The 26,756-nt window shown below is 64.4% G+C and carries 29 protein-coding genes and 1 riboswitch; of the genes, 5 read left to right on the top strand and 24 right to left on the bottom strand.

What is annotated here, in order from left to right; genetic code table 11:
• Positions 1-112: 112 nt before the first annotated feature.
• The 5 genes from gcvH to IYW40_RS02405 all read right to left on the bottom strand — a co-directional run bounded on the left by gcvH (position 113) and on the right by IYW40_RS02405 (position 4,898).
• Positions 113-487 carry a glycine cleavage system protein GcvH gene (gcvH, locus tag IYW40_RS02385; RefSeq protein ID WP_196399232.1) on the bottom strand — a complete coding sequence of 125 codons (375 nt, stop codon included), beginning with the start codon at positions 485-487 and terminating at the stop codon, positions 113-115.
• On the bottom strand, positions 484-1,641 hold the full coding sequence (gene gcvT / locus IYW40_RS02390; RefSeq protein WP_196399233.1) for a glycine cleavage system aminomethyltransferase GcvT: 1,158 nt from the start codon (positions 1,639-1,641) through the stop codon (positions 484-486). Before gcvT ends, gcvH begins: the two co-directional genes overlap by 4 nt.
• A 154-nt stretch (positions 1,642-1,795) precedes the next feature.
• A riboswitch (glycine riboswitch) is annotated at positions 1,796-1,886 on the bottom strand.
• Positions 1,887-1,994: 108 nt separating this feature from the next.
• Positions 1,995-2,327: a heat shock protein HspQ gene (gene hspQ, locus IYW40_RS02395; RefSeq protein WP_196399234.1), complete on the bottom strand. Its 333-nt coding sequence runs from the start codon at positions 2,325-2,327 to the stop codon at positions 1,995-1,997.
• 110 nt (positions 2,328-2,437) lie between these two features.
• Entirely contained in the window at positions 2,438-3,481 is a 1,044-nt protein-coding gene (locus tag IYW40_RS02400) for a CoA ester lyase (RefSeq protein ID WP_196399235.1), read from the bottom strand.
• Positions 3,482-3,566: 85 nt separating this feature from the next.
• A complete protein-coding gene (locus tag IYW40_RS02405; protein WP_196399236.1) occupies positions 3,567-4,898 on the bottom strand; it encodes an Nramp family divalent metal transporter in 1,332 nt (443 codons plus the stop codon).
• A gap of 283 nt (positions 4,899-5,181) precedes the next feature.
• Here IYW40_RS02405 and IYW40_RS02410 point away from each other — a divergent pair, with 283 nt between their 5' ends.
• Positions 5,182-6,288, top strand: coding sequence for a cupin domain-containing protein (locus tag IYW40_RS02410; protein WP_196399237.1), 1,107 nt, complete (start codon positions 5,182-5,184; stop codon positions 6,286-6,288).
• A 114-nt stretch (positions 6,289-6,402) separates the two neighbouring features.
• On the opposite strand, the gene IYW40_RS02415 is transcribed toward IYW40_RS02410, so the two are convergent.
• The 4 genes from IYW40_RS02415 to pdxH all read right to left on the bottom strand — a co-directional run bounded on the left by IYW40_RS02415 (position 6,403) and on the right by pdxH (position 9,284).
• Entirely contained in the window at positions 6,403-7,497 is a 1,095-nt protein-coding gene (locus IYW40_RS02415; RefSeq protein WP_196399238.1) for a histidine phosphatase family protein, read from the bottom strand.
• Positions 7,498-7,740: 243 nt separating this feature from the next.
• Positions 7,741-7,995: a hypothetical protein gene (locus tag IYW40_RS02420; RefSeq protein WP_196399239.1), complete on the bottom strand. Its 255-nt coding sequence runs from the start codon at positions 7,993-7,995 to the stop codon at positions 7,741-7,743.
• Between the two features lie 72 nt (positions 7,996-8,067).
• Positions 8,068-8,673 carry a TIGR02301 family protein gene (locus IYW40_RS02425; protein WP_196399240.1) on the bottom strand — a complete coding sequence of 202 codons (606 nt, stop codon included), beginning with the start codon at positions 8,671-8,673 and terminating at the stop codon, positions 8,068-8,070.
• The gene (gene pdxH / locus IYW40_RS02430) at positions 8,670-9,284 is read right to left on the bottom strand and encodes a pyridoxamine 5'-phosphate oxidase (RefSeq protein WP_196399241.1); all 615 of its coding nucleotides are present in this window, start codon (positions 9,282-9,284) and stop codon (positions 8,670-8,672) included. Before pdxH ends, IYW40_RS02425 begins: the two co-directional genes overlap by 4 nt.
• A gap of 101 nt (positions 9,285-9,385) precedes the next feature.
• Here pdxH and IYW40_RS02435 point away from each other — a divergent pair, with 101 nt between their 5' ends.
• Together IYW40_RS02435 and IYW40_RS02440 are read left to right on the top strand one after the other, a co-directional pair.
• Positions 9,386-9,835: an RT0821/Lpp0805 family surface protein gene (locus IYW40_RS02435; RefSeq protein WP_196399242.1), complete on the top strand. Its 450-nt coding sequence runs from the start codon at positions 9,386-9,388 to the stop codon at positions 9,833-9,835.
• 1 nt (position 9,836) lies between these two features.
• Positions 9,837-10,121 (top strand): hypothetical protein, encoded by a 285-nt coding sequence (locus IYW40_RS02440; RefSeq protein ID WP_196399243.1) that lies wholly within the window; start codon positions 9,837-9,839, stop codon positions 10,119-10,121.
• Here the strand turns inward: IYW40_RS02440 and IYW40_RS02445 are convergent.
• The 8 genes from IYW40_RS02445 to mutM all read right to left on the bottom strand — a co-directional run bounded on the left by IYW40_RS02445 (position 10,118) and on the right by mutM (position 16,780).
• Positions 10,118-11,542, bottom strand: coding sequence for an FAD-binding oxidoreductase (locus tag IYW40_RS02445; protein ID WP_196399244.1), 1,425 nt, complete (start codon positions 11,540-11,542; stop codon positions 10,118-10,120). The two genes, IYW40_RS02440 and IYW40_RS02445, sit on opposite strands and share 4 nt — an antisense overlap.
• 35 nt (positions 11,543-11,577) lie before the next feature.
• Complete coding sequence (locus IYW40_RS02450; protein WP_196399245.1) at positions 11,578-11,724, bottom strand: hypothetical protein; 147 nt, start codon at positions 11,722-11,724, stop codon at positions 11,578-11,580.
• 153 nt (positions 11,725-11,877) lie between these two features.
• Complete coding sequence (locus IYW40_RS02455; RefSeq protein WP_196399246.1) at positions 11,878-13,146, bottom strand: methyltransferase; 1,269 nt, start codon at positions 13,144-13,146, stop codon at positions 11,878-11,880.
• Positions 13,143-13,871 carry a TlyA family RNA methyltransferase gene (locus IYW40_RS02460; RefSeq protein ID WP_196399247.1) on the bottom strand — a complete coding sequence of 243 codons (729 nt, stop codon included), beginning with the start codon at positions 13,869-13,871 and terminating at the stop codon, positions 13,143-13,145. The genes IYW40_RS02455 and IYW40_RS02460 overlap by 4 nt, the downstream gene beginning before the upstream one ends.
• Before the next feature lie 2 nt (positions 13,872-13,873).
• Positions 13,874-14,686, bottom strand: coding sequence for an ABC transporter permease (locus IYW40_RS02465; protein ID WP_196399248.1), 813 nt, complete (start codon positions 14,684-14,686; stop codon positions 13,874-13,876).
• Positions 14,683-15,441: an ABC transporter ATP-binding protein gene (locus IYW40_RS02470; RefSeq protein ID WP_196399249.1), complete on the bottom strand. Its 759-nt coding sequence runs from the start codon at positions 15,439-15,441 to the stop codon at positions 14,683-14,685. The genes IYW40_RS02465 and IYW40_RS02470 overlap by 4 nt, the downstream gene beginning before the upstream one ends.
• Positions 15,442-15,495: 54 nt before the next feature.
• Positions 15,496-15,864, bottom strand: coding sequence for a hypothetical protein (locus IYW40_RS02475; protein WP_196399250.1), 369 nt, complete (start codon positions 15,862-15,864; stop codon positions 15,496-15,498).
• Positions 15,865-15,910: 46 nt separating this feature from the next.
• Entirely contained in the window at positions 15,911-16,780 is an 870-nt protein-coding gene (gene mutM, locus IYW40_RS02480; RefSeq protein ID WP_196399251.1) for a bifunctional DNA-formamidopyrimidine glycosylase/DNA-(apurinic or apyrimidinic site) lyase, read from the bottom strand.
• A gap of 108 nt (positions 16,781-16,888) precedes the next feature.
• Between mutM and ubiE the strand changes: the two genes are divergently transcribed.
• Positions 16,889-17,659, top strand: a complete 771-nt coding sequence (gene ubiE / locus IYW40_RS02485; protein WP_196399265.1) for a bifunctional demethylmenaquinone methyltransferase/2-methoxy-6-polyprenyl-1,4-benzoquinol methylase UbiE — start codon at positions 16,889-16,891, stop codon at positions 17,657-17,659.
• A gap of 125 nt (positions 17,660-17,784) precedes the next feature.
• Entirely contained in the window at positions 17,785-19,347 is a 1,563-nt protein-coding gene (gene ubiB / locus IYW40_RS02490; protein WP_196399252.1) for a 2-polyprenylphenol 6-hydroxylase, read from the top strand.
• Positions 19,348-19,354: 7 nt separating this feature from the next.
• Here the strand turns inward: ubiB and IYW40_RS02495 are convergent, their stop codons facing one another.
• From IYW40_RS02495 to IYW40_RS02525, 7 genes are all read right to left on the bottom strand, one after another.
• Positions 19,355-21,157: a patatin-like phospholipase family protein gene (locus IYW40_RS02495; RefSeq protein ID WP_196399253.1), complete on the bottom strand. Its 1,803-nt coding sequence runs from the start codon at positions 21,155-21,157 to the stop codon at positions 19,355-19,357.
• A gap of 84 nt (positions 21,158-21,241) precedes the next feature.
• On the bottom strand, positions 21,242-21,679 hold the full coding sequence (locus IYW40_RS02500) for an FKBP-type peptidyl-prolyl cis-trans isomerase (protein WP_196399254.1): 438 nt from the start codon (positions 21,677-21,679) through the stop codon (positions 21,242-21,244).
• Between the two features lie 62 nt (positions 21,680-21,741).
• The gene (locus tag IYW40_RS02505; protein WP_196399255.1) at positions 21,742-22,743 is read right to left on the bottom strand and encodes an adenosine kinase; all 1,002 of its coding nucleotides are present in this window, start codon (positions 22,741-22,743) and stop codon (positions 21,742-21,744) included.
• A gap of 160 nt (positions 22,744-22,903) precedes the next feature.
• Positions 22,904-23,434 (bottom strand): hypothetical protein, encoded by a 531-nt coding sequence (locus IYW40_RS02510; RefSeq protein ID WP_196399256.1) that lies wholly within the window; start codon positions 23,432-23,434, stop codon positions 22,904-22,906.
• A gap of 187 nt (positions 23,435-23,621) precedes the next feature.
• The gene (locus IYW40_RS02515; protein WP_196399257.1) at positions 23,622-25,043 is read right to left on the bottom strand and encodes a glycosyltransferase family 1 protein; all 1,422 of its coding nucleotides are present in this window, start codon (positions 25,041-25,043) and stop codon (positions 23,622-23,624) included.
• Positions 25,040-26,029, bottom strand: a complete 990-nt coding sequence (locus IYW40_RS02520; RefSeq protein ID WP_196399258.1) for an NAD-dependent epimerase/dehydratase family protein — start codon at positions 26,027-26,029, stop codon at positions 25,040-25,042. The genes IYW40_RS02515 and IYW40_RS02520 overlap by 4 nt, the downstream gene beginning before the upstream one ends.
• Positions 26,030-26,048: 19 nt before the next feature.
• The coding region (locus IYW40_RS02525; RefSeq protein WP_196399259.1) for a GDP-mannose 4,6-dehydratase at positions 26,049-26,756 on the bottom strand (708 nt) is incomplete at its 5' end.

Consider the following 26,756-nt stretch of genomic DNA (forward strand, 5'->3'; position numbering starts at 1 on the left):
TTAGAGCGCTTCCCGATCACATGGAATCATGTGATCGATAGGAATCGCTCAAAATCAAAATGCTGGAGCAGGTTCTCATCGAAAAGTCCGTCAACTTTTTCAGAAACCTGCTCTAGAGCGTCTTGAGAAAGCTCGAATAGGCGGCGTCGTCCATCAGCGATGCGCATTCGCCCGGGTCGCTGACTCTCACCTTGATGAGCCACCCGCGTCCAAGCGGATCGTCGTTGACGAGCGCCGGCGCTTCGCCAAGCTCCGGATTGACTTCGACGACTTCGCCGCTGACAGGCGAATAGACTTCGCTCGCGGCTTTTACGCTCTCGATGACGGCGATCTCTTTGCCCTTTGCGACCTTCTTGCCGACTTCGGGCAGTTCGATGAAGACGATGTCGCCGAGCTGCGACTGCGCATAGTCCGATATGCCCAGCGTCGCGAGATCGCCATCGAGCGCGACATATTCATGATCCTTGGAGTAGCGGAGATCGGTCATCTCGCATCCTTTCCGGCCGGCGTTTTGAAATAGCGATGCGGGACGAAGGGCAAAGCCGCCACTGTGACGTCGACGCGTTTGTCGCGCAGCTGCGCCGAAAGCGTCGCGCCGAGGTTTGCGTGATTGCTGGCGACATAGCCCATCGCGATCGGGCGTTGCAGCGTCGGCGAAAAGCCGCCCGACGTCACATGGCCAACAGCTTCGCCGTCGCGCGCTGATAGCTCCGCGCCTTCGCGCAGCGGCGCCTTTGATTGCGGCTCGAGCCCGACGCGCCTGCGGGCGGGACCCTGCTCAAGTGCTCTCCGAATGCGCTCGAAGCCGGGGAATCCGCCTTCGACGCGCCGGCGTTTGCCGATCGACCAGCCGAGACCCGCTTCAACCGGATCGGTGGTTTCATCGAGGTCGTGGCCATAGAGCGGCAGGCCGGCCTCCAGCCGCAAGGCGTCGCGCGCGCCGAGGCCCGCCGGCGCAACGTCCTCATACGACAGCAACAGGCGCGCAAGGTCTTCGGCATGCTCGGCGCGCAGCGACAGTTCAAATCCGTCTTCGCCCGTATAGCCGCTGCGCGACACGAAGAGCGGCGCGCCGCCGAAGTCGAAGGCGCGCCAGCCCATGAAAGGAAGGTCCTCGGCGCCGGGGAGGAGTGCGCCGAGGACCGCGGACGCGCGCGGGCCCTGAAGGGCGAGCAACGCGCGGTCCAAAGGATTGAAGTCGAACTGGGGCAACGCGGACGTGATAAGCGCGAAATCGGCTTGCTTACGCGAGGCGTTGACGACAAGCAGCAGCCGCTCTTCGACGCCTGGCAGACGGGTGACGAGAAGATCGTCGAGAATGCCGCCGCTCTCGTTGAGCAGCTGCGTGTAACGTGTGCGTTCCGGCGAAAGCGACGCCAGATCCGCCGGCGTCAGGCTTTCAAGCGCCCGGGCGGCGCGCGCTCCGGCGAGGATCGCCTGACCCATATGCGAAACGTCGAACAGACTCGCGCGACGTCGCGTATGTAGCGTTTCCGCGACGATGCCCTGCTCATATTGCAGCGGCATATCGTAGCCGGCGAAGGGCGCCATGCGCGCCCCAAGCCGTCGATGCACCGCATCGAGCGGAAGTTTAGACAGCGCGGGAGGCGCAGCGGTCGCGACGTCGAGTTCGGTCACCATCAACTCCGCCAGACATGGTTGGCGCAGCAAAGCTTAAACTTCGCTACGCGCCCCCTCTGTCCGGTGACCTGAGAGATTTCCCTGCGCTAAAAGCGACAGGTTACGCCCTTCGGTGGGCGAAACGCTCGCGCGCTTCGCCGCTTTCCAGAGTTTCTACTTCGTCGCGGTCCTTTGGGCCTGAGCGTTTCCGGGGCGGTTTCGCCTTCGGCGCCGGCGCGAGCGCCGGTCTCTCCCGCGATGAAGTTCGACCTGCCACCAAAATGTGGTCGATTCGCGCGATCGTCAATCCCAGCGACTGCGCGTTTTTTTCGCAGTGCGGCAGCGTTCGGTCCGATCGGAAGCGCTGCTGCTCCTCAGTGGCGCTTAGGCGCCCGCATGCGGTAAACGCCGTCGTCATCGCGCTCGAAGGTCTCGTCGACCTGTGGATGGCGCACCGGCTTGTTGGTGTTGTCGGGCAGCAGATTTTGCTCCGACACATAGGCGACATATTCGGTTTCGGCGTTCTCGGCGAAGAGGTGGTAGAAAGGCTGATCCTTGTTCGGACGCAGCTCTTCGGGAATCGAAAGCCACCACTCTTCGGTGTTGGCGAACACCGGATCAACGTCATAGATCACGCCGCGGAAGGGATAGCGGCGATGCTTGACCACTTGGCCGATAGCGAATTTAGCGATGTTCTCTCGCGGCATTCGAAAGCGCCTTTAACACGCTGTTTACTTTAACACGCTGTTTACTTGCCTTTTAGTAACGCAGCCGGGGCGCAGACGTCAATCGGACGTCGCGCCACAGCCACATTCTCTCAGAATCCGTAAATCCTGGCGAGGTCGGCGTCTTTGGCGGCGACCTGCTTGGCGAGATCGACGACGACCTTGCACTGCTTCCAGGTTGCGTCGTCCTGCATTCGGCCGTCGATCATCACCGCGCCGGTCCCGTCCGGCATCGCGTCAAGCACCCGCTTGGCGAAGGCGACTTCCTGCGGATCGGGCGAAAAGACCTTCGTGGCGATGGCGATTTGCGACGGATGCAGCGACCAGGCGCCGGCGCAGCCGAGCAAAAAGGCGTTGCGGAACTGCGCTTCGCAGGCCGGGGCGTCGGAGAAATCGCCGAAGGGTCCGTAGAAGGCCTTGATGCCGGCGGAAGCGCAGGCGTCGACCATCTTGGCGATGGTGTAATGCCAAAGGTCCTGCTGGAACGAGGCGCGAAGGCCCTGGCCGGGCTCGGCGTCGGCGATCACCTTATAATCCGGATGGCCCCCGCCGACGCGGGTGGTCTTCATGGCGCGAGAGGCGGCGAGATCGGCCGGACCGAGCGAAATGCCATGCATGCGCGGCGAAGCCGAAGCGATGGCGTCGACATTCTTGACGCCTTCCGCCGTCTCCAGAATGGCGTGAATAAGGATCGGCTTCTTCACGCTATGCCGCGCTTCGAGCTGCGCCAGGAGTTGGTCGAGATAGGCGATGTCCCAGGGTCCCTCGACCTTGGGCAGCATGACGACGTCGAGCTTGCTCCCGACCGCGCCGACGATCTCGATCATGTCGTCGAGCGCCCAGGGGCTATTGAGCGCATTCATGCGCGTCCACAGGCCGGTCGAGCCGAAGTCGGTCGCCTTGGCCATTTCGATAAAGCCGGCGCGGGCGGCTTCCTTGGCGTCGGCCGGAATCGCGTCTTCGAGATTGCCGAGCACGACGTCGACCTGTTTGACGAGCTCGGGAACTTTGGCGCGAAATTTTTCAAGATGCGGCGGCACGAAATGGATCATCCGCTCGACCTTGACGGGCGGTTCGCGCAGCGGCGCCGGGGCGCCGATGGCGAGCGGACGGTAGAATTGATTGGGAAGTTTCATCTCGACGCAGCTCCAAAAAACTGCGTCGAGTTAAGCCAGATGCGTCGGCTTGGCAATGGCGCGGTCTGTCACGTCCGCAAGGCGCTCAGCCGGCGACGGCGTCCCAGAGAAGCTTCGCATTCAGCGCGATGATGACGGCGGCGATGAGCGCCGCAAGCGCGGTGGTGCGTCTGGGCGCGACGAGTTCTCCCATGACGCTGCGCTGCGCCGTGAAGGCCACGAGCGGCACGACGGCGAAGGGCAGCGTCACGCTCAGCGCCACCTGGCTCAGGACGAGCAGCTGCGCCGTCGCCGACTCGCCGGCGTAAAGCGTCACGCCGATCGCCGGAGCGATCGCGATGCAGCGGGTGATGAGCCGACGCGTCGCCGGCTTCATCCGCAGCCGCACGAAGCCTTCCATGACGATCTGGCCGGTGAGGGTGGCGGTCACGGTCGAATTGAGCCCGCAGGCGATCAGCGCGACGGCGAAGAGCGTCGCCGCGACCGGCTGCCCGAGCAATGGCGCGATCAGCCTATAGGCCTCGCCAAGCTCCGCGACTTCGGTATGGCCGGTCGTATGGAAGACCGCGGCGGCGAGAACGAGGATGGCGCCATTGACGAACAGGGCGAGAAACAGCGCCAGCGTGCTGTCGATCACCGCGAATCGAATCGCCTCGCGCTTCTTTTCGAGCGGCTCGGCGACGGCGCGCGTTTGCACGACGAAAGAGTGCAGAAAGAGATTATGCGGCATCACCGTCGCGCCGAGAATGCCCAGGCCGATGTAGAGCATCTCGGGATCGGTGAAAAAGCGCCGCGTCGGAACGAGTCCTTGCGCGATCTGCGCCAGATCGGGGCGCGCCATGATGAGTTGCGCCAAGAACGAAAAGGCGATGAGCGCAAGCATCGCGACGACGAAAAGCTCGATCTTGCGAAAGCCGGCGCGCTCCAAAGCAAGGACGAGAAACGTGTCGAGCACCGTGATGAAGATGCCGACCGCGAGCGGCAGGCCGAACAGCAATTGCAGGCCGATGGCGGTGCCGATCACTTCCGCGAGATCCGTGGCGAAAATGCCCACTTCCGCCAGCAGCCAGAGCCCGACCGCGGCCGGGAAGGGATAATGCCGCCGGCAGGCCTGCGCCAGATCCAGCTCCGCGCCGACGCCGAGCCGCGCCGCAAGGGATTGCAGGACGATCGCCATCAAGCTCGACAGCACGGCGACGAAAAGCAGCGCCGTGCCGAATTTCGAGCCGCCGGCGAGCGCCGTCGCCCAATTGCCGGGGTCCATATAGCCGGTGGCGACGAGATAGCCGGGACCCAGAAATACGAAGAGCCGCCGAAGAAATCTGCCGCCTTCTGGCACATGCACGGAGCGGCGCATATCGCCGCGTTGCGGAGCGGGCGCGTTGGCGGTCGTCGCTGGCGTCACATTTGTCTCCACGAGGCGCCGGCGGCGGCCGGACGCAGGATTTTATCGGCAAGGGCCGCGCAAAGGGCCGCTTCTTCTCGGCGAGAAGTTTCGCCTTAAGGCTTCCCTTTGTCACCAATGTAAATCGCGACAGGGGAATGTCATCTGCGGGCGAACCGGGGCCGCGGCAGCCGCGCCTTGTCGCGCGCCGTCCGAGCAGGCATGCTCGCAAGCTGAGCCGTCGCGATTCAGAATCAGCCGATGTGCTTATCGTCGTCTCGATTGCGACACACAGTCAGAACAGCGGGGGCTGGTAATGTTCTCATTGACGATCCCGATCAGCTCGGAAGGCGGACACACGAGCTTCCATAATAATGTGCCCGATCCCGTGACCTCGGGCGCCGAGCTGCCGACGTTCAAATTCGAGCTTGAAAAATCTCAAGGACGGGTCGACGGCGCCAGCTATGGCAAGGAAGCGACCGTCGCTCAGCTGCCGATCTCCAAGGATATCGCCGGCGTTTCAATGCGCATGGAGCAGGGCGTGATGCGCGAGCTTCATTGGCACGCGACCGCGGCCGAATGGGGCTTCGTCACCGAGGGACGGGTGCGCACCACCGTCATCGATCCGGCGGGCTGCTCGGAGACCAACGACTTCGAGGCGGGCGATCTTTGGTATTTTCCCCGCGGCCATGGCCATGTCATCGAGACGCTGGGAAAAGACCTGTGTCATTTCATCCTCGTCTTCGACAATGGCTATTTCTCCGAATTCGGCACCTTCAGCATCAGCGACTGGATCGGCCACGCGCCCAAGGAGCTGCTCGCCAAGAATTTCGGCGTCCCGGCGTCGACCTTCGACAGTTTCCCCAAGCAGGAGGTCTATTTCGCCAGGGGCAATATTCCGCCGGAGACCCCCGCGCGACCGCTGCAGGGATGGAAGCCGCCGCCGCTGACCCACAAATACAGCCTTCTGTCGCAAAAGCCCTATGAGACGTTTCCGGGTGGCATCGAGTGGCGCGTCGACGGATCGCAATTCCCGATTTCGACGACAATGACCGGCGTCGTTTTGGAAATGGAGCCCGGCGCGCTTCGCGAATTGCATTGGCACCCCAATGCTTCCGAATGGCAATATGTGCTGAGCGGACAGCTTTGCGTCACGCTGTTTGGGTCAAAGGGACGCTGGCGCCAGGAGACGTTCTCGAAGGGCGACGTCGGCTATATTCCCCAGGGCATGGGTCATTCGCTCGAAAACGTCGGGACCGATACGGTGCGCGTGCTGATCGTCTTCAACAACGCGCATTATCAGACGATCGATCTGTCACAATGGATCGCCGGCAATCCGACCGACATTCTCGCGACGAATTTCGGGCAGGATGCGTCGGTCTTCGAGAAATTCCCGCGCAGGGACGTCTTCATGACGAAGTGAGTAATACGAAATCCGTTTGAACGGCGCGGATGTCATTCCCGACGCGCGCAACGCGCGCGATCGGGAATCCAGAGCGTATAAGAGGCGCGTGTGAGCGCGCCTCGACCGCGCCCGTCACTTGCTGATCTTTCGCAGCAGCGCCTCGAGCCCTTCGGGGAAAATCAGATCGTGCGAGACCGCGATCTCGTCCGCGCTCCACCAGCGCCAGCCGAGCACATGGATTTTTTCCTCCTCGGTCAGGTCGCGCGGCTCGACCGCGAAGCGTTCGGTGCGGATGAGATAGTAGCGCTCCACCGCCTGATGCCAGTCGTCGCCGATCTCCATCGGAAATTCGCGCGTCGCGACGACCGGACCGGGATCGAGAACGGTGAGGCCCGTCTCTTCATAGACCTCCCGACGCAGCGCCGACTCGAAGCTCTCGCCTTCCATCACCGCGCCGCCCGGCGTCGCCCAGAAGTGATGATGTCCGAGCGCGAGAAAATGCGGCGTGAGCCCGCCGGCGTAGCGCATCAGCAGGACGTCGTTGTCCTGATCGACGATCAGCGCGCGTGCGGCTTCGCGGCGCGGCAGCGCGCGGCCGTCCCATGGCGCGGCGATTTCCGCCCGCCCCTCCGGCGTCGCCCAGTCGACGAGCGACCATTTCCCATCCTCATAAGCGATCCAATTCGGCGTGGCGTTGAGCACCGGATGCTCGCGCTTTTCGTCGAGCCTCTTGCCCGCGGCGAGCCGCCAGGCGATGTCGAGCACGCCGGCATGGGCGACGACCAGCACGGTCTCGCCGGCGCTCTCCTTGGCGATCTGGGTCAAGGCCTTGCGCACCCGCGCGGCGAAATGTTCCAGGCTTTCGCCTTGCGGCGCGGCGAAATCCGGCCGGCGCGTCAGATAGTTCGGATAGATGTCGGCGTGCGTCGCCTGCACTTCCGCATGCGTGTGGCCCTGCCAAATGCCGTCGTCCTTCTCGCGCAGGGCCGGGGTCTTGGCGACGTCGAGGCCGCGCGCGCCGGCGATCGGCGTCGCTGTCGCGAGCGCGCGGCGCAGGTCGCTCGAATAGACTCTGTCGAAATGCGCGCCGGCGAGTTCCTTCGCCAGGGCGGCCGCCTGCGCGCGTCCGCGCGCGTTCAGCGCAATGTCGAACTGGCCCTGAAAGCGCCTTTCGATATTCCAATTGGTCTCGCCGTGGCGCGCGAGACACAGAAGCGTGCGGGGCATGTCGTTTCGGATTTAAGGCGCAGGGGTCGCTGTGCAACGCCGCCGGGCGTCTACGCCTGCGGCGTCCGGCGTTCTAGGGCCTTGCAGTGCAAAAGTCAGTCCGCATTCGCCGGGTCGCGGCGAATAACCGCAAGCGCGTGGGCGCGCGTAACGCAAAAGTGGCCCTCGCGTTATCGCGCAGGCCTGTCATAAGCTTTTGATATTCATCACGCATTGTGGCGATTTGCCCAGATGCGGCGTGATCTAATGTCTCAAGCCGGTGGTGAATTCCCCGGCCCGCAGCCTCTCGGGCAGCGTTTCGGCGAAGACCGCCACCGATTCCTCGCCATAGGTCGCCACCAGTTCGCGCAACGCCGCGCAGAGGGCGGCATGCGCGAAGGAATCGCTTTCGATCCCCGCGAGAATCGCCTCGGCGAAAGCCTCGGTGACATAGGCAAGGGCCGCTCGGTGCTGGTCCCCGCCCAAGTCGTAGAGCGAGGCGACGTTCAATTCGTTCATGACGCCACTCTAGAGAAGCCGCCCGCGCCGCGCGAGGCGACGCTCGCCGCAAGGTTAATTTCGCGAGTCCGTCTAAGGGTTTCCGTAGCGATAGGTGATGTCGCGGGTCAGACGGGAGGCCTCCGCAAGATAGCGGGAGATCACCGTCTTGGCGTTGGGCGTGCAGGCGCGATAGGTCAGCTCATAGCCGCGAAACCCGTGGTTGAAGGACGCCATGAGCCTCTGGCGGCGCGCGCCGCTGGGGGCGTCGGCGTCGAGCAGCGCCGACATCTTCCCCCGCCATTCCTCGCCGTCGCCCGACCCGCAGAGGTCGCGCAGGAAGGCCAGCGCGCCGAGGACCTCCGAGAGCCGCGTGATCTGGGGATCATAGGGTGGCGGCGGCCCCTCCGGCCCGCTCGGCGCTCCGGTCGCCCCTGGCGCGCCCGGAGCCTGCTGATTTTGACCCTTCGTCTGGGTCTGCGCGGCGCCGTCGCGCTTGCGTGGCGGCGGACGCTCGGATCGCCTCGGTTCGGGCGCTCGCCGGTAACGGCGAGGGCCGTCGAAGCCGCCGAAGAGGAAATCGAAGGGGTCCTGCGCGGCGGCCTCGGCCGAAAAAAGCGCCGCGGCCGCCGCCGCCGCGAGCGCCGCCGTCGCGCGCTTTGCACGCGCCGTCTTGGGCGCCGTCTTAAGTGCCGTCATGGGTAGAGCCGCTCCTTTTGCCAATCTTGGCCCGGCTCGGCCCGGAAAAAGCGGACGCGGTCGTGGAGCCGGAACGGCCGATCGGACCAGAATTCCATCGCGACCGGCGCGATTCGAAAGCCGCGCCAATAAGGCGGGCGAGGAATGCCGCCCAACGCATATTTTGCGGCGAAGACGGCGACGGACTTTTCGAGCGCGAACCGGCTTTCCAGCGGGCGCGATTGTTGGCTCGCCCAGGCGCCAATGCGGGAATCGCGCGGCCGGCTGGCGAAATATTCGTCCGCCTCGGCGTCGCTGACGCGGCTGACGGGTCCGCGCAGCCGCACCTGCCGGCGAAGCGACTTCCAGTGAAAGAGCCCCGCCGCCTGCATATTGGCCTCGAGTTGGCGCCCTTTGGCGCTCTCGGCGTTGGTGTAGAAGACGAAGCCCTCTGGCGTCCATTCCTTCAGGAGCACCATGCGCGCGTCGGGCAGGCCGTGCGCGTCGGCCGTCGCCAAGACCATCGCCTCGGGATCGTTCGGCTCTTTGAGTGTGGCCTCCTGGAACCATTGGCCAAACAATGCGAAAGGTTCGGCGGCCTCGACAAAGTCACCCGGCGTTAACGCGTTCAAGCGAAAATCCTTTCTCAAGCCGATTCAAAGATCGGCGCTTCAAAGGTGGCGCTTTGCACTTCCAGTGCGTCAGACATACCGCCGCTTGCGTCATTGCTCAAATGTCGCGCGGCGCAACGCTCATCGTCCTGACGGCGACGGCCGGCGGCCTCGCCGGCTGCTCGATCGCCGTGCCCATGGCCTCGGACCCTTCCGTCATGTGGAATTCGGAGCGCGTCACGTCGGACGTCACAAGCGCGATTCCAAAATCTCCTCCCAAACTGTCCGGCGCGCTCGATTCGGAAGATCAGCGCCGGGCCATCGCGGCGCTGAGCACCGCGCTCGATCCGCAAGGAAGCGGGACGAGCGTCAATTGGGACAATCCGCAGAGCGGCGCCAAGGGCTCCTTCACGCCGGTGGGTCAGCCCTATCCGCTGGAAGGCAGGATCTGCCGCGCCTTCCATGGCGACATCGTCGTGAACGAGTCTCAGGAAAGCCTTCAGGGCGCGGCCTGTCGGGAAAAAACCGCAGAATGGGCGCTCACCGAGGTGAAGCGCTCCAGGAAAGGATGACATGTCGGCGCCCTTCGGCAAATGGCTCATTGTGGCGACAATCGCCGCGATCCTGGCGATCCCGGCGTTCTTTTTCGTCGCGCGCGCCACCACGGCCTGGCGGCAAGGCTACGACTGGGCGGAGATGGATTGGGATGACAAGGGCCATACGTCGATCGCGGATTTCCTGCGCGCCGCTGACGTGGGAAAGCGGCCGGTCGACGTCAATGGTCAATCTTGCGTCGAATATTTCATCTATAGGGACGGGATCACGGTGAAGATCGTCTGTCCGCAACGCCGAAGCTAAAGCAACACGCCCGGATTGAGGATGCCGTTGGGGTCAAGCGCCGCCTTGATGGCGCGCATGGCGTCGAGCGCGACGGGGTCTTTCGTTTCTCGCAGGAGATCCCGCTTCAGCCGTCCGATCCCATGTTCGGCGGAAATCGAGCCGCCGAACTCGTGCACGACGCCGTGGACGATGGCGTTGACCTCGGCCCAGCGCGCGATGAATTCCGCCTTATCGGCGCCGATAGGCTGCGAGACGTTATAGTGGATGTTGCCGTCGCCCATGTGGCCGAAGGGAACCGGCCGCGCCAGCGGGAAAGCGGCGCGCAGCCTTTGCCCAGCCTCCTCGATGAAGCGCGGAATCGCGTTCACCGGAACGGCGATGTCGTGCTTGATCGAGCCGCCTTCACGCTTCTGGGCTTCCGACATGCTTTCGCGCAGCTTCCACAGCGCGCGCGCCTGATCCAGCGATTGCGCGAGGGTCGCGTCCTGCGCCAGATCGGCGTCGATGGCGGCGGCGAGAATCTCGGCGGCGGCGCGCTCGGCTTCGCCATCGGCGAAGGCGGCAAGCTCGATCAGCGCATACCAGTCGTGCGGCTGCGCCAGAGGATCGCGCGTCCCGGGAATGTGACGCAGAACGAGTTCGAGGCCCTGCCGCGACACGAGTTCGAAGGCGTGGAGCATCGGACCCGCACGGCCTTTGACGAAGTTCAGGAGCAAAAGCGCCTGAGCGGGATCACGAAGCCCGAGAAAGGCGACGGCGTGGGAGCGCGGGGAGGGGAAAAGCTTCAGCGTCGCGGCGGTGATGACGCCGAGCGTGCCTTCCGAACCGACAAAAAGGCGCGTCAAATCGTAGCCGGTGTTGTCCTTGCGCAGGGCGCCGAGGGTCGAGAGCAGCCGTCCGTCGGCAAGCGCGACCTCAACGCCCAACACCAAATCGCGCATCGAGCCATAGGCGAGGACATGCACGCCGCCGGCGTTGGTCGCGAGATTGCCGCCAATCGTGCAGCTGCCTTCGGAGGCCAGCGAAAGCGGGAAATAGCGGTCGGCGGCCTGCGCGGCGTCTTGCGCCTGCGACAGCGTTACGCCGGCCTCGACCGTCATCGCGTCGGCCGTCGCGTCGACGGCGCGAATCCGATTGAGCTTTTCCAGCGAAAGCACGACGGAGGCGCCGCTTCGATCGGGGGTTTGTCCGCCGACGAGTCCGGTGTTGCCGCCTTGGGGCGTTACGGATGCGCCGGTTTCATTGCACAGCGCCAGGATTCGAGCGACTTCTTGCGGGGCGCTTGGCTTGAGAACGCAGAGCGCGCGGCCATGATAGAGGTCGCGAGGCTCAGCCAGGTAAGGCGACATCGCCGTCGCATCCGTTACGACGGCCGCCTCGCCGACAATAGCCGCGAGACGAGAAAGCAAAAGAGGCGCGTCAGACCGAATGGCTGTCACAGTCAGTAAGATGCGCCCTTTTTGTCGCGCTGTCCTTAGCGATAGTTACGGCGATCATCTTTGCGGCGGGCGTAGACATAAGCGCGCATGGCGACCGGCGCGCTTGCGAGGACGATACTGCACAATGTCGCGGCGATAAGCGCATTCATCATGACGTTCTCCTTCCAGACCACGGAAATCATTTGAATTTCCGCCTACGCTGGACCACTCGCAAATCCTATGCCTGATTTGGGCGCCCGGCAACTCCGCTTTGCGAGAACCCGGCCGCGCCTCGGCGTTTCTTGACCGTCCTGTGACATTCTTGGCACGCAAGAGCGACGCAGGCGCCGACAATTTCACCCAAGCAGACGCCGTTTTGCGGATTTGCGTCGGCTCGTCTTCTCGAAAATGGCCACGATCTCGACATGCGCCGCATAGCGGAACTGGTCGAGCGGCGTGATCTCCCGGATGACGTACCCGCCTTTGAGCAAAATTGCGGCGTCACGGGCGAAACTTTGTGCATGGCAGGAGACGGCGACGACGATCGGAACTTCCGATTGCGCGATTTCAGCCGCCTGAGCGGCGGCGCCGGCGCGCGGCGGATCGAACACGACGGCGTCGAACCCATTGAGTTCATGGGCGCTGAGCGGACGCGTAAAGAGATCGCGGGCGATGCCTTCGAGCGCGCGCAGGCCTGGCGTCGCATGCGCCGCGGCGCGCATCGCCGCGAGTGCGCCGGCGTCCATATCATAGGCTTTCACCTGCGCGCGCCGCGCCAGCCGAAGCGCGAAGGCGCCGACGCCGCAAAACAGATCGGCGACGTTTTGCGCTTTCGCCGTCGCGCTTAAAACGCGCGCCGCGAGCGTTTCTTCGCCGGCCTGCGTCGCCTGCAGGAATACGCCAGGCGGAAGCGTCAGCGTCGCTTCGCCGATTTCGATCTGCGGCGCCCGGCGTAGCGCGATTAGTTTGCCGTGATTCGTTAGCCGCGCGAGATCATGCGCGTCAGCCGCGGCGAGCAGCGCGCGGGTTTCCGCCTCGTCGAGCGGCCCGGCGCCGCGCAACTCGACGTCCAAACCGCCGAGGGTCGCCGTGACGGCGATGTCGAGCGGCTTGCCGCGAGGCGCGAGAATCGCCGCGATCGCGCGGGCGACGGGCAGCGCGCCGGCAAGTTCGGGCGCGAGCACTGGACAGGTCTCGATTTCGACGATTCGATGCGAGCGCGCCGCCATATAGCCGACGCGCGCCTTGCCGGCGTCAAATCGCGCGTGGAACGTCACGCGCCGCCGGCCGACGCCATGCGCGTCGACGGTCGGCGCGACGTCGAGCGTCAGCCCCGCATTTGCGAGCGCCGTTTCGACGAGGCTGCGCTTCCACGCCGAATAAGCGTCGGCGCGCAGCGTTTGAACGGCGCAGCCGCCACAATCCTCAAAGTGCGGACAGATCGGCGCGATGCGCTGCGGCGACGCTTCGACGATGTCGACGAGACGCGCGTGCTCGCCGTCGAGCTCCGCCGTCACGGTCTCGCCTGCGAGAGCATAGGGCACGAAAACGCGCCGCCCGCCAAGCTGCGCAACGCCCTCGCCGCGATTGCCGAGCCGCTCGATGACGAGACGCTCAACGCTCATGATCGCGCCGCGTGAAGCAGGAATTCGCGATTGCCGTCGCCGCCCTCTATCGGGGACGAAACGACGCCGCTTACGCGCCAGCCCAAAGCTTCGATTTCGCCTTCGATGCGCGCGCAAACTTGCGCGTGAATTTTTTCATCGCGCACCACGCCTTTCTTCACGGCTGCGCGCCCCGCTTCGAATTGCGGCTTGATCAGCGCGACAAGGTCGGCGCGCGGCGCGACGAGCGAAAGAACGTGCGGCAGCAGGACGCTAAGCGAAATGAAACTCGCGTCGATCACGATCAGGCTCGGCGCCTCGGTCAAATGCGCCGGGGACAGCGTGCGCGCGTCCTGCCCTTCAAGCGATGTCACGCGCGGATCTCCGAGTAGCCGCGCATGTAATTGCCCGTGACCGACGTCGACCGCGACGACTTGGCGCGCGCCGCGCGTCAGCAGAACGTCGGTGAAGCCTCCCGTCGAGGCGCCGACGTCGAGACAGAAGCGCCCGTGAGGGTCAACGCCAAACTGGTCGAGCGCATGCGCAAGCTTCACGCCGCCGCGCGACACCCAGGGGTAAGCCGCGCGCGCGACAATATGTGCGTCGGCGGCGATTGGCTCGGAGGGCTTTTTGACGATGCGGCCGTCGACGGTGACAAGCCCGGCTTCGATCGCCTCGCGCGCCTTGGCGCGACTCTCGAACAGCCCTCGCGCATGGAGCGCCGAGTCGGCCCGGGTCCCTGCCAACGTCACTCTCCCGTCTGCAGCAGCGAGCCGGCGCGCCGCGCGCTTTTCAGCAGCAGGCCGAACGCCGCCGATGCGGCCGCGAACAGAAAAACGTCGATCGCGAAGCCCTGCGCCAGCAGATCCCAGCGGATAACGTGATCGATCAACACACCGCGCAGTCCTTCGAAGACATAGGTCGGCGGCAGCATCCACGAGATCGGCTGCAGCCAGCTGGGCAGCGTGGTCACCGGATAATAGACGGCGCCAAGCGGCTGCACGAAGAACATCAGCGACCAAACGAGGTTTTCCGCGCCAAGTCCAAAGCGCAGCAGAATGCCGGAGACGAAGAGGCCGATGCTCCAGGCGAACAACATCAGTACGACGAAGAAGGCGGCGAAAGCGATCCCGAGCGCCCAGAGATTGAAGCCGAAGAACAGGATCGCAAAAATCGTGACGGGGAGCACGCCTACAGCGAGCCGAATGAGGCTCAAGGCCACAAGCGCGCCGACGAACTCCGCCGGCCGCAGCGGGCTCATCAGAATGTTGGGGAGATTGCGCGACCACAACTCCTCGATGAAGGAGAAGCAGAAGCCCTGTTGTCCGCGCAGCAGAATGTCCCACAGAAGAATGGCGCCGATCAGCGTGCCGGCGGCCTGCGCCGCGCCGCCAGGGGCTGCAAGCGCGCCGGCGCGCACGAGATAGGTCTGCAGAAATCCCCAGGTAAGGAGCTGGACGGTCGGCCAATAGATGATGTCGAGCACGCGCGTGTAGGACGCGCGTAAGAGATAGGCGTAGCGCAGCACCATCGCGCCGATGCGCTTGAAGGAGAAGCTCATGCCGCGTCTCCGGTCGCGCGGCCGCGGGCGACGTCGAGAAACACTTCTTCGAGCGTGTCGCGGCCGTAGCGCGCCAGGAGGCTTGCGGGAGAATCATCGTCGACGAGCGTCCCGTCCTTCAACATCAGCACGCGGTCGCAGAGACGCTCGACCTCGCTCATATTGTGGGACGCGAGCAGGATGGCGCAATTATGCGTGCGCCGATGCGCCTCTAACCGCGCGCGCACCCAGTCCGCCGTGTCGGGGTCGAGCGACGCCGTCGGCTCGTCCAGCAGCAAGAGCTGCGGGTCGTTGATCAGCGACTTGGCGATGGCGACGCGCGTTTTCTGGCCTGCGGACAGGCGTCCGGTCTGGCGGTCGAGAAAATCCCCAAGCGCGAGATCCTTCGCGAGCTGCTCGATCTTCGCGTCAAGATCCGCGACGTCGTAGAGCATGCCGAAGACGCGCAAATTTTGCCGCACGGTGAGGCGATGCGGCATGTCGACATAGGGACTTTCGAAGTTCATCCGGCCGAGCGCGCCGTAGCGCTCGCGCGACATGTCGCAGCCGAAGGCGTGGACCGAACCTTGCGTCGGTTCGATCAGCCCCATCACCATGCCGATCGTCGTGGTCTTGCCGGCGCCGTTGCCGCCGAGCAGCCCGGTGACGGAGCCGGCCTCAAGCGAGAAATCGAGCGGGCCGACGACTCTGCGCTTGTCGTAATTCTTGGAAAGGCCGGCGACGGCGAGCGTCGGCGCGGCGGGAGTGGCGGACATGCGCGCACCTTATCGTCGCTCTCCGGCGACGCAAGTCCATTAGCGCGGCGCTGCTCAATGAAAGGCGAACTGCTGTCTCGCGAGCGCATAAGGACCCGGCGGAGGCCGCAAGCGGATCGACTTGAGAATCCAAAGCGCCATTTGAATGTGCGCGAAGGTCGAGCCGTAATATCTAATTACAGTGACGCGGCCGGAGGGCGAAACCTTGAAGTCAACGCCAGCGTCGCCATAACCAAGTCTGGTGGCGGGCGGCGTCTGTTCAAGAAATGTTTGGTGGACGTAGGCCATATAGGCGGCGCAGGCCGGAATATCGCTTGTTCCCGCCCAGCAGGGCGGCGCGCTGTAGGCGCGGCTTTTTGCATGGGCGGGATTTAAGCCGACAAGCAGCGCAACGATAGCGATGGTTAAGGGCAAAAGCCGCATTTTCCTTCTCCATTTTTGTGATGAAGCACTCTTCAATGAAATTTTTCTATTTCTGACATGCGGGACAATAGAACGTCGAGCGGCCGGATTGAACGACGCGCGTGATCGTACCCTTGCAGCCCGGCGTCGGGCAGGCCGCGCCTTCGCGGTCGTAGACCCGGAAACTATGCTGGAAATAGCCAAGCGAGCCGTCGATCTGTCGATGATCGCGCAAAGACGAGCCGCCGGCCTTCAGCGCATCCGTCAAGACATCCTTGATCGCCTCCGGCAGCCGCGCCAGCGCCGCCGTCGGCCGGCCGCTGGCGGTGACGAGCGAGCCCGCCGCGCGCAGCGGCGATATATGCGCGCGATGCAGCGCTTCGCAGACATAGATATTGCCGAGGCCGGCGATCAGGCGCTGGTCGAGCAGCAGCGCTTTCGCCGGCGCCGCGCGTCCGCGAAAGGCGCGGGCGAGGAACGCGGCGTCGAGCGCGCCGCTCAAAGGTTCGACGCCGAGGCCGCGAAAGAGCTTGTCTTCATCGATCGCATGCGTGGCGATGAGCAGCATGTAGCCGAAACGGCGCGGGTCGTTGTAGACGACGCGCCGCCCATGATCGAGATGCAAGACGACATGGTCATGCGCGGCGTTTTTGTCGCGCTTGTGGTGAAACGCGCCTGGCGTTTCTTCGTCGATGCGAAACGAGCCGCTCATGCCAAGATGCATGATCAGCGAATGGCCGTCGTCGAGATCGGCGAGGAGATATTTCGCGCGGCGGCGAAGGTCGAGGACGCGCCGGTCTTGAAGACGCGCGGCAAAGCGTTCGGGGAAAGGAAAGCGCAGATTGTGGCGCTTCAGCTCGACGCGCTCGATCGTCGCGCCGACGAGCGCGGGCGCCAATCCCCGTCGCACGGTTTCGACTTCGGGCAGCTCTGGCATAAACTGGGTTGACCCCGTCAAAGAGCCGGCGGGCCGGGACGGCGCGGGCGTAGCCACCGGCTCGGCGACAGGCTATACCGTCCCCTTCCTTCCTCGTCACCCGAGCGCCTGATGATTGATCGAACTTCCGAGCGAGAGGGCTCGACCCATTTCGGCTATTCCGAGGTTCCCTTGAACGAGAAACAGGGCCTCGTCGACGACGTCTTCCACAAGGTTGCGCGGCGCTACGATATCATGAACGACCTCATGTCGGGCGGTATGCACCGGCTGTGGAAGGACACGCTCGCCGCCAAGGTCAATGCGCGCGGGCGCAAGGGCTTTCGCCATCTCGACGTCGCCGGCGGCACGGGCGATGTCGCCTTCCGCATCGCCGCCGGCGCGGCGCATGACGCGGAAATCGTCGTGCTCGACATCAATGGCGACATGCTCGAAGTCGGCCGCGATCGCGCCCGCGAGCGCGGCGTTTCCGGCGTCGAGTTCGTGCAGGCCAATGCCGAATCGCTGCCTTTTCCCGACGCGCATTTCGACAGCTACACGGTCGCTTTCGGCATTCGCAACGTGCCGCGCATCGACGTCGCCCTTGCCGAAGCCCATCGCGTGCTGAAACCCGGCGGCCGCTTCCTGTGCCTTGAGTTTTCGCAGGTCGCCGTTCCGGGCCTCGACAAGCTCTATGAGGCCTATTCGTTCAACGTCATTCCGGCGATCGGCAAGCTTGTCGCGGGAGATTCGGAGCCGTACCGCTATCTCGTCGAATCGATCCGCAAATTCCCCAGCGCGGAAGAATTCGAACGGATGATCCGCAAGGCGGGCTTTCGGCGCACGGGCTTTGAGCGGTTGACGGGCGGCGTGGTGGCGATCCATTCGGGCTGGAAGAGCTGATCTCTCAACAGCGCGCTGCGAAAAATCGGGACCCGGTGACGCCGCGCTCTAATCTTTTGGATTCGATCACGCTATTTTGGGCGATACCGTCCAAATGCAGCGTGGTCTAAAGAGCGGCGGCGTTCGTGATCCTTGGCGTCGGTCATTTCTATCGTCTGGCGCGCGCCGGCTACATATTGGCGCGCGAAGGCGTCTTTGCGCTTCTCGATCCGGCGCTTCTGCCGCCGGCGGCGGCGCCGCTCGTGCGCTTCGCCAATCTCTTCGCGGGCGGCAAGCGCGATGGCGCCGGGCGGGCGCTGGTGCGCGCGCTGGCGCAGATCGGCCCCTCCTATGTGAAGCTCGGGCAATTTCTGGCGACGCGCCCCGACATCGTCGGGGGCGAGATCGCCGATGCGCTGACCGCGCTGCAGGACCGGATGGAGCCCTTCGGCCGCGACAAGGCCGTCGCCATCGTCGAAAAGGCGCTGGGCCGCAGGATCGACGAGCTGTTTGTGTCTTTTGGCGAGCCTGTCGCCGCCGCGTCCGTCGCGCAGGTGCATGTCGCCCAGGCGCAATACAAGGAGGGCGTGCGCAAGGTTGCGGTGAAAGTGCTGCGGCCGGGCATCGAAGGCCGATTCGCACTCGATCTGCGCGACATGTATCGCGTGGCGCGATTCGCTGAGCGCTATTCCTCCGAAGCGCGCCGGCTGCGTATGATCGAGGTCGTCGATACGCTCGCGCGCACCGTAAGGCTTGAAACCGACTTTCGTCTCGAGGCGGCGGCCGCGTCCGAATTCGCCGAAAATGTCGCCGGCGATCCGGAGATTCACGTGCCCAGCGTCGACTGGAGCCGCACGGATCGCGAAGTGCTGACGCTCGAATGGGTCGACGGCGTTCCTCTCTCGGATATCGAGCGCGTTGCGGCCGAGGGCTATGACCTCAAGGCGATCGGCCGCAATGTGCTGCAGTCATTCCTGCGCCACGCCATGCGCGACGGCTTCTTTCACGCCGACATGCACCAGGGCAATCTCTTCGTCGACAAGAAGGGCCGTCTCGTCGCCATCGACTTCGGCATCATGGGCCGGCTGGGATTGAAGGAGCGCCGGTTCCTCGCCGAGATTCTCTACGGCTTCATCATTCGCGACTACAAGCGCGTCGCCGAGGTTCATTTCGAGGCGGGCTATGTCCCTGCCGCCCATTCCATTCAAGAGTTTGCGCAGGCGCTGCGCGCCATCGGCGAACCGATGCACATGATCAACGCCGCCGATATTTCGATGGCGCGTCTCTTGACCCTGCTCTTCGAAGTGACGGCGCTGTTCGACATGCGCACACGCACCGAGCTGGTGCTGCTGCAAAAGACCATGGTCGTCGCCGAGGGCGTCGCCCGCGCCTTCGATCCCAAGCTCGACATCTGGAAGACCTGCGATCCGGTGGTGCGCTCCTGGATCGAGGAGAATCTTGGCGTCAAGGCGAAGATCGAGGACGCGAGCAGAAGTCTCACGGAGCTGGCGAAGCTGGCGACGCGCCTGCCGCAGACGCTGCAGGAAGCCGAAACGGCGATCCAGCGGGTGAGCGAAATGTCCGAGCGCGGCGTCGATCTTTCGCCGCGCTCGATCGAGGCGCTGGGCGAGACGCGCCGGCGCTCGGACAGGACGATGCTGATCGGTCTCGCCTTAGTGCTCCTTGCCGCCATGTGGATTTTGCATTGACCTGAGCTCAGGGCTTCGCCGTGATGCGCAGATTGGTGTCTGGTTGAGGAATCCTACCTGATCGGATGGTCGGCGAATCCCGCCACTGTGCGCCTATTTCCGCGATTTCCGCGGCGCGCGTCAGCATAGCGTTGAGAACTTCGGGCGTTTGCTCGTATTCCCGCGCAAGCGCGGGGTAGCGCTCCAGAAAGCGACCGAAGGACTCGACAGTCGGTCCGCTACTCGTCTGCGCGACCCCTTCACACGAACGGGTGAGATCGTCGAGCGTCTGCTCCATGCGGGCCATGGCGACGAGGAAGCGGCGCCAACGATGCGCGTCCATGTCGTCGCTGTCAAAATCCGCCAGCCGTTCGCCCGCTCTTTCGCCGAGCGCAACCAGCTTTCGGACAGTTTCCTCCGTCATTGCGATATTGAGGCCGCCCTCGTCGTCCGAAAGTCCGACATGGACGATACGCTCACGGTAGCCCGGCAAAACGCTCTGCAGATTATCCTGCCAGTCCTTCGCTGCGTCGACGAGCCGGAACAGGAAGTCGCCGAAGCCCGAGAAAGGCAGAATGGGCAAGCTTGCCCCTTCGCGCGGCTTGCGGAACATCCAGATGCGCCCGTCACCCTCCTCTGGATCATGCCGCTTCGGATCAAAGCGATCGAGCGAGATGGCGAAGGTCGGCGAATTCGGCAGCAGCTTATCGAAAAAATGGATTGGGAAGTTGCTCGAGAGCCCTCCGTCGCTAAAAAGGCAGCGTCGCAATGTCTGCTGATCGGGCTTCGAGGCATATTTGTAGTCGCGTCGCCAGAGCGGAACAGCGGAAATTAGCCCTGGGAAGCTGAGGCTCATGCGCGCGGCGACGACGATCGGCAAATCGTCCCGGTGGGGAAACGTATAAAATTCGCCGGGCTCCCCCTGCGACTGAAAATCTCGTTCGCAGACCTTGAGGAGGTAGTCGATGACCCGTTGGGGAAAGAGCCTTTTCCACTCTCCAATCTCAAAGACGAAACCATAGGTGGCGTCGCCCTCGCGTCCGCTGTCGAGCGGCAGCGTATAGGGACGCTTCTCCATCAGACTCGTCGTCATCATCATCAGCGTGATCGGACGCCCGTCTTCCGGCGGCTTCTTGAGCTCGCCGAATGTCAGCGGCGCCGAGTCGGGCGCGCGGTCTGCCGCTTCGTCGATCAGCCGAGCGAGCCAGTCCGTAAAACCTTCGTCTTCGCCTCCCTCCTGTCGGAGGCCGGGGCAGAGGCCGTAGTCGTTGTCGGGCAGGTCGCGCTTGAACGCCTCGATCAGGCGCCAGACGAGCGCGGCGGCGACCCCAAGCGCTACAAGCAGAAGAAAAAGGACAAGGCTCGGCCAGAAGGCGACGCCCTGAGCGATGAGCGGCAACGCCAGGAAGAACCCAAGGCTTCCGCCGATGATCGCCTCCTTTCGGTAGCCAAAGAAGGCTGCGCGCAGCGCGCCGGCAATCTTCCCGAACGCCGATCTCGATTCGAGCAGCGCGATGAAAATATCGAACAGCGGTTTTAGCGCCGGCGTCGGTTGAAACAGGCTCGTAAGATGTGGCCCCACTTCGTCGGGCACTGTCGCGAGCCTTAGGAAGCCGCCTTTGTCGGACAAGCGCCCATATTCCGCGGCGGCCGCTGCTGCAGCGGCGATGGCGCCTGCGGACGTGCCGCCGATGTTCGAGAAACGATACTTCTTGGCGAGAGATGTCAGCGCGAGCGGATAAACGACGCCGGACGTGATGCCGCCCTTCATGACGATGTCGCAATATTCCTGCGGCGCGGCGAACGCCGCTTGCGATTGATCGCTGCTCATAATGGTCGCCTCAAAAAATAAAAAACGCCGCCCGCATCAAATATGGCGGGCGGCGCTTTGGTCGGTCAACAACAGACGCGGCGCTTATTTCACCCCGACCAGCTCCACGTCGAAGATCAGCCAGGCGTTCGGCGGAATGACGCCGCCGGCGCCGCGCGCGCCGTAGCCGAGTTCTGGCGGAATGACCAGCGTGCGCTTGCCGCCGACCTTCATGGTTTCGACGCCCTCGTCCCAGCCCTTGATCACCTGGCCCTGGCCGAGCGGAAATTCGAAGGGCTGGCCGCGATCACGGGAAGAGTCGAATTTCTTGCCCTTCTCGCCATTGTTGTAGAGCCAGCCGGTGTAATGCACGACCGCGGTCTGGCCGATCTTGGGGGTCGCGCCGGTCCCGACCTTCGTGTCCTTGTACTGAAGGCCGGTGAGGCTTTTCGTCATCTGCTCCTCAGCGCGCGCTTCAACGGTGATCGCGAGGCTCGCGACTGCGGCAAATGCGGCCAGCACTGTTTTGGAGACAAGGCGCATCTTTCGTTCCTCCAGCTTGTTTGAATCGCCGATCGAGCGCCTCAGGTCGAGGAAACCCGAACTTATTCCAGCACGCCAGCATCGCGGGCGAGCTGCAGCAAATCCTTCTGCGGCCGCGCGCCGACGTGAGAGATGATCTCCGCCGCAGCGAGCGCGCCGAGCATCGCGCTGCGTTCATGCGGCAAGTCCTGCGTGTAGCCGGCGAGAAAACCGGCGGCGAAGAGGTCGCCAGCGCCGGTCGTGTCGACGACCGCATCGACAGAACAGGCCGGCGCGGCGAGGGCGCTCGCGCCATTCGCCACGACGCAGCCCTTTTCCGATCGCGTGACGACGCCAAGAAGCCCGTCTTCGGCGCGCAGCGCCGCGAGGGCCGTCTCGAAATCGCCGGTTTGATAGAGCGCGTGCAATTCGCTTTCATTGGCGAAAACGATGTCGACCACCCGATCGCGGATGAGAGAGAGAAATTCGCCGCGATAGCGATCGACGCAGAAACTGTCGGAAAGGGTGATCGCCACCTTGCGTCCGTTGGCGCGCGAGATCTTCGCCGCCTTCAGGAAAGCCTCCTTGGCGCCGGGCGGGTCCCAGAGGTAGCCCTCCATGTAGAGGACCTTCGCGCGCGCGACCGCCCCCTCGTCGATGTCCGTCGGGGCGAGCGCCTGACAGGCGCCGAGAAAGGTGTTCATCGTGCGCTGGCCGTCCGGCGTCACGAAAATCAAGCAGCGCGCGGTCGCGGCGCCGTCAGCGGCCGCCGGCGTGTCGAAGGCGACTCCGGCCTTGCGGATGTCATGCGCGAATTCGCGGCCCGCGTCGTCTTCCTTGACCTTGCCGACGAATCCCGCGGCGCGCCCCAGGCTCGCAAGGCCCGCCATGGTGTTGGCGGCCGAGCCGCCGGAAATAACCGTCGTCGGGCCCATCGCTGTATAAAGTTCAGCGGCCCGCGCTTCGTCGACAAGCGTCATCGAGCCTTTGCGCAGTCCGGCCTGCAGCAAATCGTCGTCCTCGGCGCGCGCGATTGTGTCGACGATGGCGTTGCCAATGCCCAGAACGTCAAATGATAAGGTCATGAGCGTCGTTAATCCGTTTAGCGTAGGCAATCGGGCGTCTGCGCGCCGCTGGCGCGTTGTTTAGCATTGCGCCGCGGTCCCGTCGATCACATGCGAGGCAGTCGCGAAATCCGCGAAACGCGGCGGCCGAGCGCCGCGCCGTCCGAATATGGATTTGCGGCTATCGGCTAATCGGCGACAGGATCACTTCGATGACGATGACGAACAGCGCCGCCGCGAAGAAGGCCGGCGCCGGGCGCAGCGACACGTGCCGGAACACGAAGGCGTACATGAACACCATCCAAATCAGAATCGGAAAGAGCAGAAAGCGCAGCAGCTTTTCGGTCGGCAAGGGCGGCGGCAGGGCGATGCCGAAGAGGAGGTGCAGGATCGTATAGATGAGCGCCGCAAGCCCGCTCATGATGGCGAGCGCCGTGGCGGTGCGCTGAAACTTTGCGTCCTCTTTCAGAACGCGCAGCAGGCCGTATGTGCCGCCGTAGAGAAGGACCACGCTCATCACGCCGTAGATCAGGCTCCCGAGCAGCGAGTGGTTGAACGACTGCGCGATCGCCTGAAGCACGCCATAGGCGCCGAAAGCGCCCCACATCAACTCGCGCGAATCCGGCAGCGAGAGCTGCGACGCTTCGAGATTGATCATCTTGAGCACGGTCTGCGGCGTCTGCTGATTGAGAAGCGGAATATTGATCTGCATGGAGAGCGTTTCCGTTTTTGGCGCGGGAGAAGGCGAAAGCCCTACCCGCATTGGAAGCGAAAAGTCGTGCGGCCCAGCGCGCCGCAAGGGCGCTGGCCGGGCCGCACGACCAATTGGCGCCTATCTACCATGCTTTCACGGAGCGCGGAAATACGGCGATTCCCATGCTGCAGCGCAAACCGGCAGGCTAATGCAGGCGCCGGCTCCAATCCTCGCGCGCGACCACCTCGACGATGCGCCGCGCGGCGTCGCGCCAGGCGACGCGCAAGATCTGGTCCGGGTCGGCGGCGCGGCGGCCGTCGAGAAAGTCCGCGATCGTCTCGGCCAGCGCCCTGGCGTCATTGACGCGAAAATAGAGCGCGCCGGCCCCTCCGACCTCGCGAAAGACCGGGATATCGCTGCAGATCACCGGGCGGCCGCGCCGCGCCGCCTCGACGATCGGCAGGCCGAAACCTTCCGCATAGGACGGGAAGATCAGCGCCGCCGCGTGATCGTAGAGGAACGAAAGCTCGTCATCGTCCGAATCGTCGAACCAGAACAGCCGACGACCGAATTCTTTGTGTCCGAGAATTTCGCGCACCACCGCTTCTTCAAACCAGCCGCGCCGGCCGACGAAGGCGATGCGGACATCGCGCCCCCTCGCCCAGAGTTCTTCAAAGGCGCGAAGGGCGACGCGCTGACCCTTGCGCGGTTCGATCGTGCCCACGGCGAGAAAGACCGGCGCATCGCCGGCGACCGCCGCTTTGACCTTGTCGCGCGGCGCAGCGTCTGGGCGCAGCGCAAGATCGGAGCCGCAGTGAAACCAGCCGATCTTGAGGCCGGGACGATGCGGCAGCTCTTGCGCGGCGACATAGTCGGCGAGTTCGTCGGCGACCGTTTGCGAAATCGCCAGGAAACTATCGCTCTCGAGGAGCGCCTTGCGCAGCCAGGCGCGATAGCGCGGCACCGTCACTTCGTGGCAGGCGTGCGGATAAAGCTCTGGAATGAGATCGAAGATGCAGGTGACGACCTCGCCGCCCTCGTCCCGAATCTTCGCGAAAATCGGCGCGAGTTCGTCGAAGGCGTTCCAGCTGTCGGAAAGCATCAGAAAGCGGTCGCCTCCGGCGATCGCGATCTCAGAGTCGGGCGCAATGTCGCCGCCGACAAGCTCCGCGACGAAGCCGTTGGCGGTCAGCAGCCGGCCGCCCTCGCAGCGAACCGCCACCGCGGGCAGGTCGAAGCTTTCGCCGCTAGAGAGGCCGCGCGTCACTTCCTTGACGACGCGCTGAATGCCGGTGCCGGCGTCGCGCTTGATCGTTCCGGTCACATCGACCAGCAGCCGTCGCGCCGGCAGCGGCGCGCCTCGAGCGGGCGGAGCGCCCTGGTCGGAGGCCACTGGCGTCGTCGCGTCGGGCGGCGCCGGGCGAAAACGCCCTCCGAGCGCGTTCGCGGCGTCGGCGAAGAACGCTTCGATCGGCCGGAGAAAGCGATAGATATGGCCGGAGACCGAGTAGATCAGCCGATAGCGCTCATGAGTCAGATGCAGGAGTTCGGCGCGCAAATGATCGAGCTGAAATTCGAGCAGGCGGATGCGTTCCCGGTCCTGCTCTCGGTTTTGCCGCTCGCTCATGACGTCGCCGGTGCGGCCTGCGTTTCCGCCGCGCGGGCGTCGTCGAGAAGCGCCTGCAGCATGTCGTCAATGTCGTGGTGGGGACGCCAGCCGGTCGCTTTGGTCAGTCGCGTCGCGTCGCAGGCGACGCTGGCGATGTCGCTTGCAGGGCGCAGCAGCGCCGAATCGACCTCGATCGCAAATTGCGCCTTGGCCCGTCCGCGCAGCCGCTCGAGCAGCGCTTCCAGGCGATGCGCCGTTCCGGAGGCGATGTTGAAGATCGAGACGGAGGCGGGCAGATCCCGCGCCTTTTCGATCAGCCGCATATAGGCGTCAACGACGTCGCGCACGTCGAGGAAATCGCGGGCCTTGGAGAGATCGCCGACCATGAGTCGCGGCTCGGCGCGGCCGGCCTCGATCGCCGCGATCTGCGCGGCGAAGGAGGCGAGAGCGAAATTGCGATTGCGCTGACCGGGTCCTGAATGATTGACCGGCCGCGCCACAATGAGCCGCCCTTTGGGAGCCAGCAGATCGGAAAGCGCGCTCTCGGCGGCGACCTTGGAGCGGCTGTAGACGTCCATCGGCTGCAACGGGGCGTCCTCGTTCAAAACCCCGTCGCGAAAGCTTGCGCCATACGCAGCCGCCGTCGAGGCGAAGAGAAACGCCGCCGTTGGGCAGTGCCGGGCGACCGCCGCCCCGAGCGCGAAGGAGCCGTGAAAATTCGCCCGCCAAGTCATTTCGGCGGCGTGCGGCGCCTGTCCGATCGACGACTGACCCGCGAGATGCACGACGAGATCGGGACGCACCCGCGCAATCAGCGCGTCGATCGCCGCTTCGTCGACAAGATCCGCGACGGCCGCGGCGAAAGCCTCATGGCCGCCGCGTTCGCCGGGACGCAGCAGCAGCGACCGCGTCGCCTGCGGATAGGCCTCGGCCAGGGCGGCGCAGAGGTGGCCGCCGACAAATCCGGCGCCGCCCGTCACCAAGATGCGCTCGAAGGCGGCCATCGCGGGCGCCCTTTTCAGGTTAGGCCGACTCGCGCCGCAGCCGCGCGAGATCGGCGTCCACCATCTCGCAAATCATTTCGCGAAGATCGATCTCAGGCGTCCAGCCGAGAACCTGCCGCGCCTTGCTGGAATCGCCAAGCAAAACGTCCACCTCGGCCGGACGGTAGAACGCCGGGTCGATGATGACGAATTTTTCCATGTCGAGGCCGGCGTGCTCGAAAGCGATGTGGCACATATCGCGCACCGTGGTGGTGACGCCGGTCGCGACGACGTAATCGTCCGGCTTCTCCTGCTGCAGCATCAACCACATGGCGCGCACGTAATCCTTGGCGTGCCCCCAGTCGCGCTTGGCGTCGATATTGCCGAGCCGCAACTCCGTGGCGCGGCCGAGTTTGATCGCGGCGACGCCGGTCGTGACCTTGCGGGTGACGAATTCGACGCCGCGCAGCGGGCTTTCATGATTGAAGAGAATGCCCGAGGAGGCGTGAAGGCCGAAGCTCTCGCGATAGTTCACCGTGATCCAATGGCCGTAGAGCTTCGCCACGGCATAGGGGCTGCGCGGATAGAAGGGCGTCTTCTCGCTCTGCATCGGCTCCTGGATGAGCCCGTACATTTCCGAGGACGACGCCTGGTAGAAGCGCGCTTTGGGCGCGCCGAGCCGCATCGCCTCAAGCACGTTGGTCACGCCGACGCCGGTGACGTTCGCGGTGAGGAGGGGCTGGCGCCA

Source organism: Methylocystis sp. H4A, from assembly GCF_015709545.1.
Lineage (GTDB): Bacteria > Pseudomonadota > Alphaproteobacteria > Rhizobiales > Beijerinckiaceae > Methylocystis > Methylocystis silviterrae.

Excerpts from the sequence above, each read along its gene's own strand:
- gcvH (WP_196399232.1), bottom strand. The coding sequence starts at position 487 with ATGACCGATCTCCGCTACTCCAAGGATCATGAATATGTCGCGCTCGAT.
- gcvT (WP_196399233.1), bottom strand. The coding sequence starts at position 1,641 with ATGGTGACCGAACTCGACGTCGCGACCGCTGCGCCTCCCGCGCTGTCT.
- hspQ (WP_196399234.1), bottom strand. The coding sequence starts at position 2,327 with ATGCCGCGAGAGAACATCGCTAAATTCGCTATCGGCCAAGTGGTCAAG.
- IYW40_RS02400 (WP_196399235.1), bottom strand. The coding sequence starts at position 3,481 with ATGAAACTTCCCAATCAATTCTACCGTCCGCTCGCCATCGGCGCCCCG.
- IYW40_RS02410 (WP_196399237.1), top strand. The coding sequence starts at position 5,182 with ATGTTCTCATTGACGATCCCGATCAGCTCGGAAGGCGGACACACGAGC.
- IYW40_RS02415 (WP_196399238.1), bottom strand. The coding sequence starts at position 7,497 with ATGCCCCGCACGCTTCTGTGTCTCGCGCGCCACGGCGAGACCAATTGG.
- IYW40_RS02420 (WP_196399239.1), bottom strand. The coding sequence starts at position 7,995 with ATGAACGAATTGAACGTCGCCTCGCTCTACGACTTGGGCGGGGACCAG.
- IYW40_RS02425 (WP_196399240.1), bottom strand. The coding sequence starts at position 8,673 with ATGACGGCACTTAAGACGGCGCCCAAGACGGCGCGTGCAAAGCGCGCG.
- IYW40_RS02435 (WP_196399242.1), top strand. The coding sequence starts at position 9,386 with ATGTCGCGCGGCGCAACGCTCATCGTCCTGACGGCGACGGCCGGCGGC.
- IYW40_RS02440 (WP_196399243.1), top strand. The coding sequence starts at position 9,837 with ATGTCGGCGCCCTTCGGCAAATGGCTCATTGTGGCGACAATCGCCGCG.
- IYW40_RS02450 (WP_196399245.1), bottom strand. The coding sequence starts at position 11,724 with ATGATTTCCGTGGTCTGGAAGGAGAACGTCATGATGAATGCGCTTATC.
- IYW40_RS02455 (WP_196399246.1), bottom strand. The coding sequence starts at position 13,146 with ATGAGCGTTGAGCGTCTCGTCATCGAGCGGCTCGGCAATCGCGGCGAG.
- IYW40_RS02465 (WP_196399248.1), bottom strand. The coding sequence starts at position 14,686 with ATGAGCTTCTCCTTCAAGCGCATCGGCGCGATGGTGCTGCGCTACGCC.
- IYW40_RS02470 (WP_196399249.1), bottom strand. The coding sequence starts at position 15,441 with ATGTCCGCCACTCCCGCCGCGCCGACGCTCGCCGTCGCCGGCCTTTCC.
- IYW40_RS02475 (WP_196399250.1), bottom strand. The coding sequence starts at position 15,864 with ATGCGGCTTTTGCCCTTAACCATCGCTATCGTTGCGCTGCTTGTCGGC.
- mutM (WP_196399251.1), bottom strand. The coding sequence starts at position 16,780 with ATGCCAGAGCTGCCCGAAGTCGAAACCGTGCGACGGGGATTGGCGCCC.
- IYW40_RS02495 (WP_196399253.1), bottom strand. The coding sequence starts at position 21,157 with ATGAGCAGCGATCAATCGCAAGCGGCGTTCGCCGCGCCGCAGGAATAT.
- IYW40_RS02500 (WP_196399254.1), bottom strand. The coding sequence starts at position 21,679 with ATGCGCCTTGTCTCCAAAACAGTGCTGGCCGCATTTGCCGCAGTCGCG.
- IYW40_RS02505 (WP_196399255.1), bottom strand. The coding sequence starts at position 22,743 with ATGACCTTATCATTTGACGTTCTGGGCATTGGCAACGCCATCGTCGAC.
- IYW40_RS02510 (WP_196399256.1), bottom strand. The coding sequence starts at position 23,434 with ATGCAGATCAATATTCCGCTTCTCAATCAGCAGACGCCGCAGACCGTG.
- IYW40_RS02515 (WP_196399257.1), bottom strand. The coding sequence starts at position 25,043 with ATGAGCGAGCGGCAAAACCGAGAGCAGGACCGGGAACGCATCCGCCTG.
- IYW40_RS02520 (WP_196399258.1), bottom strand. The coding sequence starts at position 26,029 with ATGGCCGCCTTCGAGCGCATCTTGGTGACGGGCGGCGCCGGATTTGTC.